General features: G+C 41.0%; 12 protein-coding genes. 1 reads left to right on the forward strand and 11 read right to left on the reverse strand.

The annotated features are described in order from the left end of the window. Positions 1-7 precede the first annotated feature (7 nt). Together ACL9RF_RS05105 and ACL9RF_RS05110 are read right to left on the reverse strand one after the other, a co-directional pair. Positions 8-535, reverse strand: a complete 528-nt coding sequence (locus tag ACL9RF_RS05105) for an adenine phosphoribosyltransferase (RefSeq protein ID WP_422799517.1) — start codon at positions 533-535, stop codon at positions 8-10. A 4-nt stretch (positions 536-539) separates the two neighbouring features. Then, positions 540-1,463: a ComEA family DNA-binding protein gene (locus ACL9RF_RS05110; protein ID WP_422799518.1), complete on the reverse strand. Its 924-nt coding sequence runs from the start codon at positions 1,461-1,463 to the stop codon at positions 540-542. Positions 1,464-1,483: 20 nt separating this feature from the next. Here ACL9RF_RS05110 and ACL9RF_RS05115 point away from each other — a divergent pair, with 20 nt between their 5' ends. After that, positions 1,484-2,152, forward strand: a complete 669-nt coding sequence (locus ACL9RF_RS05115; RefSeq protein WP_422799519.1) for a polysaccharide deacetylase family protein — start codon at positions 1,484-1,486, stop codon at positions 2,150-2,152. Here ACL9RF_RS05115 and ACL9RF_RS05120 read toward each other — a convergent pair. The 9 genes from ACL9RF_RS05120 to rimP all read right to left on the reverse strand — a co-directional run bounded on the left by ACL9RF_RS05120 (position 2,149) and on the right by rimP (position 14,858). Then, the gene (locus tag ACL9RF_RS05120) at positions 2,149-2,940 is read right to left on the reverse strand and encodes a DUF4249 domain-containing protein (protein ID WP_422799520.1); all 792 of its coding nucleotides are present in this window, start codon (positions 2,938-2,940) and stop codon (positions 2,149-2,151) included. The two genes, ACL9RF_RS05115 and ACL9RF_RS05120, sit on opposite strands and share 4 nt — an antisense overlap. A gap of 2 nt (positions 2,941-2,942) precedes the next feature. Then, positions 2,943-5,270 carry a TonB-dependent receptor gene (locus ACL9RF_RS05125; protein WP_422799521.1) on the reverse strand — a complete coding sequence of 776 codons (2,328 nt, stop codon included), beginning with the start codon at positions 5,268-5,270 and terminating at the stop codon, positions 2,943-2,945. A gap of 21 nt (positions 5,271-5,291) precedes the next feature. Beyond that, positions 5,292-6,110, reverse strand: coding sequence for an alpha/beta hydrolase (locus tag ACL9RF_RS05130; RefSeq protein WP_422799522.1), 819 nt, complete (start codon positions 6,108-6,110; stop codon positions 5,292-5,294). Then, complete coding sequence (locus ACL9RF_RS05135; protein WP_422799523.1) at positions 6,100-6,951, reverse strand: hypothetical protein; 852 nt, start codon at positions 6,949-6,951, stop codon at positions 6,100-6,102. Before ACL9RF_RS05135 ends, ACL9RF_RS05130 begins: the two co-directional genes overlap by 11 nt. Before the next feature lie 34 nt (positions 6,952-6,985). Continuing rightward, positions 6,986-8,653, reverse strand: a complete 1,668-nt coding sequence (locus tag ACL9RF_RS05140) for a PNGase F N-terminal domain-containing protein (RefSeq protein WP_422799524.1) — start codon at positions 8,651-8,653, stop codon at positions 6,986-6,988. Between the two features lie 19 nt (positions 8,654-8,672). After that, positions 8,673-9,716 (reverse strand): 2Fe-2S iron-sulfur cluster-binding protein, encoded by a 1,044-nt coding sequence (locus tag ACL9RF_RS05145; protein ID WP_422799525.1) that lies wholly within the window; start codon positions 9,714-9,716, stop codon positions 8,673-8,675. Positions 9,717-9,815: 99 nt separating this feature from the next. Then, on the reverse strand, positions 9,816-13,040 hold the full coding sequence (gene infB / locus ACL9RF_RS05150) for a translation initiation factor IF-2 (protein ID WP_422799526.1): 3,225 nt from the start codon (positions 13,038-13,040) through the stop codon (positions 9,816-9,818). Between the two features lie 109 nt (positions 13,041-13,149). Beyond that, positions 13,150-14,391 carry a transcription termination factor NusA gene (nusA, locus tag ACL9RF_RS05155; RefSeq protein WP_422799527.1) on the reverse strand — a complete coding sequence of 414 codons (1,242 nt, stop codon included), beginning with the start codon at positions 14,389-14,391 and terminating at the stop codon, positions 13,150-13,152. 2 nt (positions 14,392-14,393) lie between these two features. Next, the gene (gene rimP / locus ACL9RF_RS05160; RefSeq protein ID WP_422799528.1) at positions 14,394-14,858 is read right to left on the reverse strand and encodes a ribosome assembly cofactor RimP; all 465 of its coding nucleotides are present in this window, start codon (positions 14,856-14,858) and stop codon (positions 14,394-14,396) included. Between the last annotated feature and the right edge of the window lie 11 nt (positions 14,859-14,869).

Genomic DNA, 14,869 nt, shown 5'->3' on the forward strand with positions numbered 1-14,869 from the left:
GGCTGTATTAATAACGTATCAGCGATACTATTTTATCTGAAAATCGGGTTAAGCGCCCTTCGCCATGTAAAAAGGCTAAGCTAATAACAAAAGAAAAGCCCGCCACAGTGCCCCCCAGCTTTTCGATTAGTTTCGAAGCGGCCACTACAGTACCTCCCGTTGCCAATAAATCATCGTGAATTAAAATACGACTGCCCGCAGGAAAAGCATCTTCATGTACCTCAATCGTTGCCTGTCCGTACTCTAATTTATAACTTTCAGACACCGTCTTGTAGGGCAGCTTGCCCTGCTTACGGATAGGTACAAAGGGTACATTTAACCTATTGGCCAACATAAGCCCGAAAAGAAAGCCACGACTTTCAATCCCGGCAACCCTATCTATCGCTGTTCCTGCCAGCTGTTCGGCAAAGGCATCGACAATCTCGGTGCATAATGCTGGGTCTTGAAGGATGGGCGTAATGTCTTTAAAGACAATACCAGGTTTAGGAAAGTCAGGAACATCACGAATTACCTGTTCTAGTTTTGCTATTAACATAAAATCAAAATTCTAAATACGGCTCAATTTTACGCAAAAAAACAGTATCAATAGGTACGACAGGAGATAAACTTTTTAAATCGCGGTACTTACCGTGCTCTTTTCTATAATTATACAGGTACTTGGCCTTACGGTATTTGATATACGGATGTGTCGCCAATTCATTTAACGCGCAGCTGTTTATTCGAATTTTCTTTACATCGCTGGTATCGACGTATACATGTTTACCAATACTTTCATACGTTTCTTTTGGCAGTCCATACACCTCCTCCAGTTGAGAAAAATGATAAAATCCGCCCAGCGCCTGCCGATATTTTACAATACGCTGCGCCAGCACCGGCCCTATACCCTGTAAAAGCATCAATTCTACACTGTCGGCGGTATTTAAATTTAAATATACATTTTCCTTGGCCTTCCAGCCTGAAGATAGTGCAGGTTCAGCACTTATCTTCTCTGCTCTAGCCTTATATTCGTCGGTATCGGGAAAAATAAGGTAGGGTTCAATCCTTTGATAGGCAGATGCCGAGATCGAATATACCTTCGCGAGGTCTTCTTTTTTCCTGAATCTCCCTCCTTTAGCCTCATAATTCTTTATGACACGTATCTGCGCATCGCTGAAACCCAAACGCCTCCATTCGGCACTCGGGAGATTATTGGGATTAAAATAGAATAGCGTAGCCTTGTTTTTGGGCGGCCTCTGCGGATAGGGCTTGTCTTTACGGTCTACCTCCGCATAGTGCCTATTCCCAGGCTGCCTTTCATTTAAATTCGGGTATACAACTAGACTATCGCTGGGCAGTGTAGACTGTTTGTGTAGGCTTTTGTATACAACCGGGATGGCCATAGCTAAAACCAGCACTATAACCAACATAAAAAAACCTCTACACTCGCGGCGGTTCATTTTTAAACCTTTAAATAGATGATTCATAATTTCTATTATTCATACTTATGAAGAAAGGCATTAAACTAAATTTCAGTAAATTTGAGCCAAATTTTGATGGAAAACTTATGTATTTTATAAATGCCCCATTCTTCTTGCGTTGGTACTATCCAAACGTTACCTGGAACAAATCTCGTAACGATAAAAAGCTATATCTAACATTCGACGATGGGCCAATTCCAACGTTAACTCCCTGGATTTTGGACCTTTTAAAGGAAAAGGGAGTTGTAGCAACTTTTTTTTGTGTGGGCGAAAATATTATAAAATATCCTGAAATATTCCAGCGCATTAAAGCGGAAGGCCATCAAGTCGGTAATCATACTTTTAATCATCTTAAAGGATGGGATTACGACGATGCTACTTATTATGAAAATGTTATGAAATGCCAAGCGCTCACACAGACCAAGTTATTTCGCCCACCCTATGCCCGTGCGACAAAATCTCAATTACGCCTGCTAAAGGATAATTTTGATTGCATTTATTGGGATGTGTTGTCGGGTGATTTTGATACTACTATTACCCCTGAAAAATGCCTACAAAATGTATTAAAATATGGCAGAAATGGCTCTATTATTGTTTTTCACGACAACTTAAAAGCCACAGCACGCCTGCAATATGCACTTCCAGCAGTGATAGACCATTATAAAGTAAAAGGCTATCAGTTTTGTACGCTTTAGTTCAGAGAATCCATGCTAATTTTAACGTTATAATCCATAGCACTACTCACACTAAAATAGCCTAAGGCCCCATTAGATATGTTGGATACTGGATTTGTTGGAGCAGCATTCCCTGGGTTTGCCTTTTGCACTTCCTGCCAGAAGGTATAGGTTGCTTTTTCGATACACTGCCGACGGACCAAGACCTCATCGCCATAGGCGATGGTATTTTTTCGATTCGTGATGGTATGGGAAACATTTAATCCATCGTTATATTTATCAGAGAATACGGATATAAATTTAAAGGGATTTTGGTTTATGGAAATATCGTATTTATAATAGTTCTCAACTCCCGCAGGGTCATTAAATTTCATAACTATGGAATAATAGGTATCCTTCAAAATCTTATCCTCTGCAATACGTATAGAATCTACAGGCACATAACTGGGCATCTTGGCTTGCGCAGAAAATTCGTTATCACCGATGGTTACTTTAAGACGGTATATCAAATGCTCCTGTGCCGCAAAATTCGAATTGATATAGCGCTGCGCTTCTGGATTATAGTCAAATTTAAACAACCTTCCACGGGAATCGCTAACAAAAACCACCGCATTTGTGACGGGCTTAGCGTTAACCTCCTCGTCAAAAGCCACCGATTGAGAAATTCGAATAGACTGCTCTGCAGAAAGATTATTTAAATCCGCCTCAATGACATACTTTGTTTCCATGCTGTCCAAATCCAGCTGTATTACTTCTTCACATGACAGAAGTAAAATGCTTACAGTAAACAAATAAATAAACAATCGCATAGTTAAAATTTAAAATTCCAAGTGACGGATGGAATAATACCAAACAAAGCTATCTGATAGGCTTCTGTTAAATTTGGATTATCCTTTTTCTCTCTAAAATCAATAAGATACGCATTCTTTTTATGGTATGCATTATACACACTAAATGACCAGCTGGAGTGAAACCGCTTATTAACTTGTACCGGCTTAGGGTCATACGTCAACGAAAGGTCAAGGCGGTGATAATCCGGCATACGGTACCCATTACGTTCGGTAAAGTAGAATATTGTTTTACCATTCAAATTATATTTACCGCTAGGGAACGTAACCGCATTACCCGTATAATAAACAAAGGAAGCACCCAAGGTCCAATTGGTATTTAGATTATACGAGGCAACCACCGAAACATCATGCTTACGGTCTTGGCGGGCATTAAACCAATGGCCATCATTAATACCCTTAAACTGCCGTTCACTTCGGCCTACGGTATAACTTATCCAGCCACTAAAACGTCCCTTAGTTTTACGTAAAAAAAATTCCGCACCATACGCTCTCCCTTTACCATACAATAAATCACCTTCAATAAATTCATTTCCCTGCAAATCAGCACCATTTCTAAAATCTATCTGGTTGTACATTTTTTTATAGAATGTCTCCAGCGAAAATTCATAATTTTTATCCGAAAAATCAGTGAAATACCCCAAGGAAAGTTGATCTGCCAGCTGAGGTTTAACATTTAACGAAGTCAAGATATATTGGTCGGTAGGTAACGCAGATGTAGAATTCGTAAGTTGATGCAGATTTTGCGTTATACGATTAAAGGATGCTTTAATACTATGTTGCGGATGGATAATAAACGATGCAGAAAGGCGTGGTTCCAGGTTTACATAATGCTTTACTACAGCAGTACCGTACTTAGCAGTCTTTGTTAAATCGCCGGTATCATCAAACTGATAAAAATTCCCTGGCCCTAAGACCATAAAATCGGTGACACGCAAGCCATAAATTAAAGACAGGTAATCCATAGGTTTCCATTCGTGCGACAGGTATGCCGCTACATCAAGGCCTTTTCTTTTTGTAATCGCAAGATTATTGACGCCTCCATTTTCCTTGGCATCGATACTTGCTGGTGCGATATGCTGATGGAGAACATTAAAACCAAAATGGAGGCTGCTGTTATTACGGTGAAAGTAGGTGAAATCTTTCTTTAGATTAAAGTTTTCAATTTTGGAGGCTATACCAAAATCGACATTTTCGTTGGATACCTTCACATTATACTTAAAATTGCTATACATTAAAGTCGTATTGCTGAATAATTGCGAATTAAAAACATGATTCCAACGTAAGGATACGGTACTATTTCCCCAATCGAAGTTAAACAATTTACCGTAACCCAAATCATCACGCCCTAAATATCCGGATATATAAAGCGCATTTTTAGCATTAAATCGATAGTTTGCTTTGGCATTTAGGTCGTAAAAATAAAGCTTACTCTTATTGACCTTTTCATCGCCCGACAGCTTTAAGAACATATCTGCATAGGTGCGTCTTCCTGAGAGCAGGAAGGAGCTTTTACCCGCCACAATAGGCCCCTCCAACTTAATACGGGAAGCAATTAGGCCGAGTCCGCCTTCGGTCCTAAACTTTTGGTTATTGCCCTCCAACATACGAATATCGAGAACCGACGATAGTCTACCGCCATATTGTGCAGGAATACCTCCTTTATACAGCGCTAAATCTTTAATAGCATCCGAATTAAAAGTTGAAAAGAAACCCATTAGGTGCGAGGCATTATATACGGTAGCTTCATCCAAAAGAATTAAGTTTTGATCGCCAGCACCACCGCGAACATAAAAGTTTGCCGACCCTTCGCCACCTTTTGCGACACCGGGTAACATTTGTATGGTCTTGAGGATATCTCTTTCACCAAATAAAACGGGGAAATTTTTAACCTCATCCATCGTAAAACCCAGGATGCCCATCTGCGCGCTAGCGACATGGTCTTTTTTATTGGTCGCAGCCACCACAACTTCCGCTAGCTGATTGCCTGCAGGCCTCATGTCAATGTTTAAATGTCGGCCTGGCTCAATACTAACCTGTTCTGTATAGGGCGCATAACCGATATGGCTTACCCGCAAATTAATCCTAGGCTGCGCTACCGTTACAACAAAAAAACCATAGGCGTTCGTGGTTACCCCCTTCGTTACACTATCGGCCTGCACCAATGCCCCTATTAAAACTTCGCCGGTTTCCATATCCCTAACATAGCCCGTAAGCGTATATTTCGACTGCCCATGGGCGAAAGAAAAAAATAGAGCCAAAAATAATATCGGAGCAAGAAAAACTTTCATACTTAGCGGTAAAGCGGGAACTTAATTATTTCTAAAAGCATGGTCGAAGAAAGCCATTTGTAACAGTATAGATTGCGACCAATAACTCCAATCGTGCTTCCCCGGCATAGAAACATAGGTATGCGGAATATTGTAATACGTTAATTTTTGATGTAACGCTTGGTTTACCTGGTAAAAGAAATCTTCGGTGCCACAGTCGATATATAGTTTTAAAGTACCAGGCTTAATAAGATGCAGCATTTCCAGCACAGTATTTTGGCTCCAAAGGTCTTTGTTTTCAGCGAAGGAGGCGCCTAAACGTTCGGCAATCTCCCAGTTATTTGGGAAAGGTCTGAAGTCTACGCCCCCGGCAGTACTGCCGACAGCAGCAAACAATTCAGGGTGCCGAATAGCAAGGTAAAGCGCGCCATGTCCGCCCATACTCAGCCCCGTAATCCCCCGCCCTGTTTTATGCGTACAGACCCTATAGTTGCTTTCCACATAAGGAAGCAATTCTTTGGTAATAAAAGTTTCATACTGGTAATTCTTATCCTTCGGACTATCCCAATACCAGCTCCCATATCCACCATCCGGACAGACAACTTGATACCTATAGCGGTCTACCAGGGTTTTTATATACGGCACCATATTTACCCAGTTAGCATAATTTCCGGAATAGCCATGTAACAGGTATAAAGTGGGTATGGTTTGTTCTTTGGAGTTTTCAGGCCGCACGACTACCGTTGGGATGGGTTTACCCATACTTGGGGAATACACCTGAACCGTATCTACTGTGGCGGCGGTACTACGATTAAAAAATATAAAAAATAATAAAAGTAAGGCAATATGGTTAGTAATCATACCTATAAAGATAAGCATCTAAACCTAAAGGACGTTCTGAAATTGTATAAAAATATCTTTCCGTTAAGTCAAAACATATGGCCTCCCCCTGGGGTTCAATTTCATAGGGTATTTCTTTAAAAGGCTGCTTTAGCGTCGTTATAATGCCAGCACCCGATTTACGCTCCCACATAATAATGGACTTTAGGTTTTTTATCAGAATATATCGGCCATCCGTGGTAATATCCGCTGCAGTTGTAAAAGTAAAAGGAAGCTGCAGCAATGGTTCTAGCTCCTGAACGGTATCGGTAAGCGGTACTAAAGGAAACGAAAATACAGTAGACTTAAAGTCTCGTTTAGAAATAATATAGACCGTTAAATCCTTCGGGTCTACGAAGAGTGCCTCAGCGTCGCGTTTATGATCCTTATAACGGAAACGTAGCTGTTGTATAGCCTCCCTTTTCACCTGTATATCCACTTCATTGCCTTCATACCTAGGTTCTTTAAAAAGATATAAACTTAAGGTATCGCGTTTACCGCTGTTATTGCCCATATCGGCCAGTATTAAATAACTTTCACCACGAATGTCGACACGAGCAATATCCTCACAATCAACTACATTAACACCTTCCAGCGAAACCGTTAGCTTAAGGTTTGCCGTGCTATCTATAAGATATATACTGGCGTCATCTCCACTATCGTTATGCACCCAAAAATACCCGGGTTTAAAGGCGTATGGTATAATTCCGGAAACTTCATCAAGTTTTGAACTGGTAAGTTTACCTAGTTTATGTGGCTGTTGAGCTAAGGCTGCTGTCGACAGCCCAAAGCTTAGGAGCAACAGGAGATACATAATTTTCATCCTTCGTAGTAGTAATAATTAATAATTATTGTCTTTAATCATAGAGCAATGCTCCACTTACATTCCAAAAGCTAAAGCTATTACCTGCTTCAGGACCCTGTGGGATATGCACACGAATGGTATGCGGACCGGCTTTTAAATCACCAAGATCGATATATACAGGATTGGTAACCGTCGCTGGGCACCAGTTGGAGCGACTTAAATCGGAGGAGGATAAGCCATTCTCAAAATTGCCTGATACCGGATTGTACAAGCGATAACTACCACAGTCTACACGCCAGGGTGTAAAACGAAAAGCCTGTTTGCCATCCAGAAATATGCTGTTGGCTTTAGGAACAAACTCGTCGCCAGCCCACCAGCCACCGTGCCCGGTTGTAATATAACGGAGTTTAGCATTCTTGACATCCTGAGACAAGGTAAAATTAACCGTTAAACCGTTTTCATGGGCAAATAACGTAGCGTAACCTTGTCCTCCCATTTCCATTACATTGGTGGTATTGAACAAGGCCATAACAGCCCTGTTTAAGGCGTAATTTGAGGCGCCAGGATGTATGGTAAGCTCCAAGCTTACGGTATGGCCGCCTTTATCGTAATTACCAATGTAGGTGCCTATATACACTGTTTTGCCCGATAGCACGGGTAAGAATTCGGAAACATCTTGCCTATAGATTACACTATCCTGCCAGGTTTTACCCTTCAGCTGCAACCTATCGTTGAAATGTTTAACCCCAAATGGTGTAAAAAAACGCATTAACTCATAAATCGGAGCATACGAATCGGTACGCACCATGCCCCAATACTCTTGCGTATCACCCGCATCATAACGCGGCAAGGTTTTCATCCCATGGCGCATACCATCCAGGAAGCTTTGCTTCTGATCTTCGGCAATCAGAAATACCGAACCAGTCCGGTCATAAGCATCCCCATTGGATTTTTCTATCAGCTGTATAAAGGCTTGGCTGTGTTTAGCGACCTCCGGAATTTGAACCCGTTTCAGGATAACTGTACCTTCTGCAAAGCGCAATATGCTGTCTGATGGTATCCCGGGCTGAAAACTAATTTGGGCATTAGAAAATATGGGCACCTGTACAAATCTTTTTTTCCATAGCATATCACTATAGGTTAAAGCATCTAAAGGCTTGTTATACTTGCTCGTATGGACCTCAAAAGGCCAGGCATTCAGGGCTTCAACTTTAGTTGCCCGTAAGCCTGAATTTCCATTGCGTTCATAGGCAAGCACCAAACCCAAACCCACACCTAAGTCAGTAGGTCCTGCATAAAGACCTAGTTTATCGGTGTATACCAGTTCGATAGTATTTGAATTAATTACAGTCTTTACTTTTTTAGTTTTAAAACCAGCCAGCTCCGGACCCTCGCCTACTGGCGTAAAGGTGTAACGCCCAAATGCTCCCGAATCTATTTTGTATATTTTTTGCTTTACCGATAAGGTAGCCTCCTTAATAAGTACTTTACGCTGGGCATCGATAATCGTCTCTTCGTAAATGCTACCTGCCTTTCCCTCCAACACAGTTTGGCGCGTAACAAACGCCTTATCTTTAGCGGCAAAAACAATAACCGGATCTTGATCCAACAATTTTCCATCCTGTGTATACTGATAGGTTATTTTATACAAAGCCTGCGCACCAGCGCTGTATATAGAAGAAAAAAGTACAAAATAAAAAATTAAAAATCGCAGCTGCATAGATTAAGATTTTAGACATTTAAAGGACTTCAATATGGGTATTAGGCAGGGTCGGGTGTGCGGTACAAATCAGGCAACGCCCATTTTCTACCTCCCTATCGGTAAGCACCTCATTGTAACTCATCTGTACGGCGCCTTGAATCACCTGCGAGATGCAGGTGCTGCACATGCCCGATTTACATGAATATGGAAGTTTAAGCTTATGCTCTAATGCCACATCCAAAATGGTTTTATTATACGGTACCATCAACCTGTGATCCTCTCCCTTAAAACGTAAGGTGACCGCATAGGTAGTTTCATCCACTGGCGCTTCGTCCTTTTCGTCCTCATCTTCCTCCTCCTCGGGAAAATGGAATGTTTCGCGCTTGATATTATGATCAGGAAAACCCATCCCCAACAAGGTAAAGCGACATAAGTCCATATAAAACAAGGGGCCACAGGTGTAAAATATAGGCTCCACTCCGGTTACTACATGCGCTTTAACCAACTGTATAAGGTATTCCCGGTTTAAGCGGGCTTTAAGCAAATTTTTGGCATCCGACCAAATAAATTCAATATGTAAACGTTCCGGATAATCCTGCTGCCAGGCCAACAGTTCGTCGTAAAATAGCGTTTGCTTTTGTGCGCTATTGCTATATACCAAAACAACTTTACTATTCTTTTCTTTAATTAAGGCAGTTTTCAGAATAGACAATAAGGGGGTAATGCCCACACCTGCGGCAAATAAAAACACAGTTCTCGGAATCGCATGTTGAGGCTCATATCCGAATAAACCCTGCGGATCCATAACATCTATAATATCACCCACTTGAGTTTTATGGTGTAATAAACGCGATATCTCCCCGTTGTCTACTCGTTTCACGGTGATTTCATAATAATCATCAATATCAGGAGCACTGCTAAAAGAATAGGACCGTCGTACCTCTCTGTCGCCGAATTGAAAAGCTAAGGTTAAAAACTGGCCCGCTTTGTAGCGCGGAAAATTACCATCTAAATCCTTAAAACGAATGGATATATTGTTATTTACTAAGGGAATAATTGCTGTTACTTCAAATTTATACATATACGGTAAAGATAAAATTTAGATTGAGTAAATAAAAACGGATATAAAAAGAAAGAGCCACCATAAAGGCAGCTCTTTCTTTTTATATTGGAACGTTTATTACAACTTCCTTTTTACTTCTACTTGTTCGTATGCTTCAACGATATCGCCAACTTGGATATCATTAAAACGATCAATATTCAAACCACATTCGTATCCCTGTGATACCTCCTTAACATCGTCTTTGAAACGTTTCAATGAGGCTAAGCGACCTGTATGAATAACAACGCCATCGCGGATAATGCGGATATCGTTATTTCTGTTGATTTTTCCTTCACGAACCATACATCCGGCAATAGTACCCACTTTAGAGATTTTAAATGTTTCTCTGATTTCAACCTCAGCAACAATTTTCTCCTCAAACTTAGGTTCTAACATACCCTCCATCGCAGACTTGATTTCTTCAATCGCATCGTAGATAATAGAGTACAAACGGATATCGATCTGTTCGTTTTCTGCCAGTTTACGCGCACCTTGTGTTGGTCTTACCTGGAAACCTACGATAATTGCGTCGGAAGCAGAAGCTAACAAGACATCAGATTCCGAGATTGCACCTACAGATTTGTGGATAATATTTACCTGAATCTCGTCGGTAGAAAGTTTCAATAACGAGTCAGACAAGGCCTCGATAGAACCATCCACGTCACCCTTAACAATAATATTAAGCTCTTTAAAGTTACCTATTGCCAAACGACGACCAATCTCATCCAAGGTAATATGTTTGGTTGCACGCATACCCTGTTCACGTTGCAATTGTAAACGTTTGTTGGCAACCTGACGGGCCTCGGATTCACTTTCCATTACATAAAGTTTATCGCCAGCTGTAGGTGCACCAGACATACCTAAAATTTGCACCGGAACCGATGGTCCAGCCTCCTTCACACGCTCTCCCCTTTCATTGGTCAAAGCCTTAACTTTACCAGAGTGCGATCCGGCAAGGATAGCATCCCCAACACGTAAAGTACCACCCTGTACCAAAACTGTCGTAACAATACCACGACCTTTATCTAAAGCTGCTTCAATTACAGAACCTACAGCACGTTTTTTTGGATCGGCTTTTAATTCAAGTAATTCGGCTTCTAATAATACTTTCTCTAACAAAAGCTCTACATTTTCACCCGTCTTAGCAGAAATCTCCTGCGCTTGATATTTACCCCCCCAATCCTCTACTAAAATATTCATAGTAGATAATTGTTCACGGATTTTATCGGCATTAGCACCAGGTTTATCCACTTTTGTAAAGGCAAAAACAATAGGCACACCTGCTGCTTGCGCATGGTTGATAGCCTCTTTTGTTTGTGGCATCACCGCGTCGTCTGCAGCAATAACGATAATAACAATATCCGTTACCTTCGCACCACGTGCACGCATCGCTGTAAAGGCCTCGTGACCTGGTGTATCTAAGAACGTAATTTTACGGTTATCATCTAAATTTACGGCATAAGCACCAATGTGCTGCGTAATACCACCGGCCTCACCTTTGGTAACATTCGCTTTACGGATATAATCCAATAAAGACGTTTTACCATGGTCAACGTGCCCCATTACGGTAACGATAGGCGCTCGGTCTACCAATCTATCAACATTATCTGCTTCTTCCAGTTCTGCAGTTTCCTCATCTTCTGGTTTTATGAATTCAATCTGATACCCAAACTCATCGGCAACGATTGTCAATGTTTCCGCATCTAAACGTTGGTTGATAGAAACGAACATCCCCAAGTTCATACATGTACCAATAACTTTGGTTACCGGAGCATCCATTAAGTTAGCCAGTTCATTTGCCGTTACAAATTCTGTAACACGCAAAACTTTGGACATCAATTCTTGCTCCATTGCTGCTTCCTCTGCCGACAACGCTACATCATCACGCTTCTGACGACGTAATTTAGCGCGCTGCGCAAATTTCCCAGACTTACCAGCACCGCTTAAGCGTGCTAAGGTAGCTTTGATTTGATCTTGGATTTCTTTTTCTGACAATTCCTCTTTAGGAGCATCTTGTCTGTTATTATTGTGGTTATTACCGCGTCCTCTGTTGTCGTTCGGTCTACCACGTCCACCGCCATACTGGTTATTACCACCAGGACGGTTGTTGTTATTGGTGTTTCTATTATCGCCTAGGCGCCCTTGACCAGGTGTTCTATTCTGTCCAGCAGATGTATTATTATTGTTCTGCGGATTGTTAGAATTGTTCTGGTTGTTTTGATCGTTTGGCGACACAGGACCACCTGGTTTATGTGTACGCTTGCGCTTACGCTTGTTGTCCTGATTTGCATTTGAAGAGGAAGCTACAGGCTTCTCTTTTGGCTTAAAGGTTGGCAATTCAATTTTACCAACGACTTTAGGGCCCTCTAGTTTCTCAGAACGCGCTCTGATTACTCCATCATTTTTCGGAGCATCCGTACGGACTGCCTCACCCTTGTTAGAAGAATTGTTATCGGATTTGTTCACTTCCTGTTTTATTTCAGTTTTTACCACTGAAGGTTGTTCTTTTGTTATTTGCTTATTATCTTGACTGTTTGTTTTTTCACCTTCCTTAGGTGCCACTGCTGTAGCTTCCTTAAGTTCAGGCTGAGCAGGTTTTTCTGCTTTCACTTCCGGCTGAGGCTGAGGTTGAGGTGCTGGTGCTGGTGCTGGTGCTGGTGTAATTTTTTCCTGAATTTGCGGCTCAGGTTTAACCTCCACTTTAGGCTCCTCCTTTACAACAGGTTTAGCCTCATTTTCAACCTTTACTTCTGCTTTCGGTGCTTCAGGAGTTTTCACAACTTCCTGTACAGCTGTAGGCACTATAGGTGCTTCAACTTTCTCTTCTACTTTTGTCGGTTCCGTTGCCTTAGGGGCCGTATCTTTCTTAAATTTCCCTTTACCAAGATTATCAAGATTAATCTTGCCAACCACTTTAAGGTGTCCACTAGAACCCGTGTTCTCCTCGGTCTGTTCCTCTTTAGCAGGGGTAGTAGCAGATACATTCTTTACTAAGACTTCTTCACTCTCCTTACTATCATCATTTTTTGAGGGCGCTGAATCTTGAGGTGCTGTAGCATTACTTGTTACAGGGGATTCATCACGACGAATCTTGCCAATAACAATTTGCTTAGCTTCATCTTTTGCGATTTTATCACCTTGAAATTCGCGCAAAAGAACATTGAACATATCTGCAGTCAATTTTGTTGTTGGCTTTGCGTCTACATCAAATCCCTTTTTGCTTAAAAAATCCACCGCAGTTCCAATACCAATATTGAGTTCTTTTGCTGCTTTTAGTAAGTTTATGCTTTTACCTTCTGTCATCTAATTTTTTACCTCTAATATATTCTAGTCTTACAAAAATATGTTTTTTTTACACGTATTTAACAAATATTTACATTTTCCTTGGAAAGCTATTTGCTACAGGTCGGAATTATTCAAATTCCGCCTGTAAAATACGCACAATCTCTTGTATTGTATCTTCTTCTAAATCGGTACGTCTTACCAATTCTTCATGCGTTAAGGATAAAACAGATTTTGCACTGTCTAACCCAACACGCTTTAATTCGTCGATGATCCAGCCATCGATTTCATCACCGAATTCCTCGATGTCAACATCCTCCTCTACCTCATCATTTTCACGGTATACATCAATCTCATACCCCGTTAATTTACCGGCTAATTTAATATTATGCCCACCGCGACCGATCGCTAAAGAAACCTGATCTGGTTTTAAATATACCGCTGCTGTTTTATTTTCTTCATCAATTTTGATGGAAGTAATACGAGCAGGGCTAAGCGCTCTGGTGATATACAAAGAATGATTCGTAGTAAAGTTAATAACATCGATATTCTCGTTGCGCAATTCTCTAACGATACCGTGAATACGCGAACCCTTCATACCCACACAAGCACCCACCGGATCAATTCTATCATCGTAAGATTCAACAGCAACTTTAGCACGCTCCCCAGGTTCACGAACGATTTTCTTAATGGTAATTAAGCCATCGAAAATTTCAGGAACCTCCAACTCAAATAAACGCTGTAAGAAATCTGGCGCTGTACGCGAGATAATAATCTTAGGGTTAGCATTCATCATATCAACCTTAAAGACAACAGCGCGTATGCTATCCCCTTTTTTGAAATAATCCGCAGGTATCTGTTCTGTTTTTGGTAAGATAAGCTCATTGCCATCTTCATCTAACACCAAGATTTCTTTCTTCCAGATCTGGTAAACCTCACCAATTACTAACTCCCCTTCACGATCTTTATATTTTTTGAAAACTTCATCTTTCTCTAACTCCAAAACTTTAGATACAAGCGTCTGGCGAGCAGCAAGGATCGCGCGTCTTCCAAAGCTTTCCAAGGTAATTTGTTCGATAAAATCATCACCTACCTCTAAATCAGCATCATATTGATGGGCTTCTGCCAATTCAATTTCTAGGTCATCATCCTCCGAGAACCCATCCTCCATTACGGTACGTGTTCTCCAGATCTCCAAATCCCCATTGTCCGGATTTACAATAACGTCAACATTTTCGTCCGTACCGAAACGCTTACGGATCATGCTGCGAAATACTTCTTCCAATACCGTAATAACCGTTGGACGATCTATATTTTTAAACTCTTTAAACTCCTGAAAAGAGTCAATCAAATTAATATTGCTGCTGCTCATTTTTACTTAAATGAAATTAACACTTTTGTTTCTTTTATTTGCGCTATAGGGATAATACTTTCAACTAAAGCTGCTTTCTTACCCTTCTCTTTTACTTTTTCCTGAATCGTAATATTTTCTGCTGTTGCAGCAAGTAACTTGCCTTCGCGTTTTGTACCATCACTAAGCTTAACACGAACATCACGGTTAATGTTTTTAACATATTGACGCAACAATACCAAAGGAGCGTCGATACCTGGCGAAGAAACCTCTAAACGGTATGCTGTCTCAATTGTATTCTCTTCTTCCAAATGAAAACCAACATGCCTGCTTACAGCAGCACAATCCTCAATAGCAATACCATTATCACCATCTAACAAAATCGATAAGACCCCATTTTGCAGCATTTTAATGCTCACTATAAAAAGATCACTGCGGTCTGCTATCTTCTCCTGTACTAATTCTTCAACGCGTTGTTCAACTTGCATAATTTCCTATT

Origin of the sequence: Sphingobacterium sp. Mn56C, from assembly GCF_049319645.1 — a bacterium.
In the GTDB taxonomy this organism is placed as follows: domain Bacteria; phylum Bacteroidota; class Bacteroidia; order Sphingobacteriales; family Sphingobacteriaceae; genus Sphingobacterium.

Excerpts from the sequence above, each read along its gene's own strand:
- ACL9RF_RS05105 (WP_422799517.1), bottom strand. The coding sequence starts at position 535 with ATGTTAATAGCAAAACTAGAACAGGTAATTCGTGATGTTCCTGACTTT.
- ACL9RF_RS05110 (WP_422799518.1), bottom strand. The coding sequence starts at position 1,463 with ATGAATCATCTATTTAAAGGTTTAAAAATGAACCGCCGCGAGTGTAGA.
- ACL9RF_RS05115 (WP_422799519.1), top strand. The coding sequence starts at position 1,484 with ATGAAGAAAGGCATTAAACTAAATTTCAGTAAATTTGAGCCAAATTTT.
- ACL9RF_RS05120 (WP_422799520.1), bottom strand. The coding sequence starts at position 2,940 with ATGCGATTGTTTATTTATTTGTTTACTGTAAGCATTTTACTTCTGTCA.
- ACL9RF_RS05125 (WP_422799521.1), bottom strand. The coding sequence starts at position 5,270 with ATGAAAGTTTTTCTTGCTCCGATATTATTTTTGGCTCTATTTTTTTCT.
- ACL9RF_RS05130 (WP_422799522.1), bottom strand. The coding sequence starts at position 6,110 with ATGATTACTAACCATATTGCCTTACTTTTATTATTTTTTATATTTTTT.
- ACL9RF_RS05135 (WP_422799523.1), bottom strand. The coding sequence starts at position 6,951 with ATGAAAATTATGTATCTCCTGTTGCTCCTAAGCTTTGGGCTGTCGACA.
- ACL9RF_RS05140 (WP_422799524.1), bottom strand. The coding sequence starts at position 8,653 with ATGCAGCTGCGATTTTTAATTTTTTATTTTGTACTTTTTTCTTCTATA.
- ACL9RF_RS05145 (WP_422799525.1), bottom strand. The coding sequence starts at position 9,716 with ATGTATAAATTTGAAGTAACAGCAATTATTCCCTTAGTAAATAACAAT.
- infB (WP_422799526.1), bottom strand. The coding sequence starts at position 13,040 with ATGACAGAAGGTAAAAGCATAAACTTACTAAAAGCAGCAAAAGAACTC.
- nusA (WP_422799527.1), bottom strand. The coding sequence starts at position 14,391 with ATGAGCAGCAGCAATATTAATTTGATTGACTCTTTTCAGGAGTTTAAA.
- rimP (WP_422799528.1), bottom strand. The coding sequence starts at position 14,858 with ATGCAAGTTGAACAACGCGTTGAAGAATTAGTACAGGAGAAGATAGCA.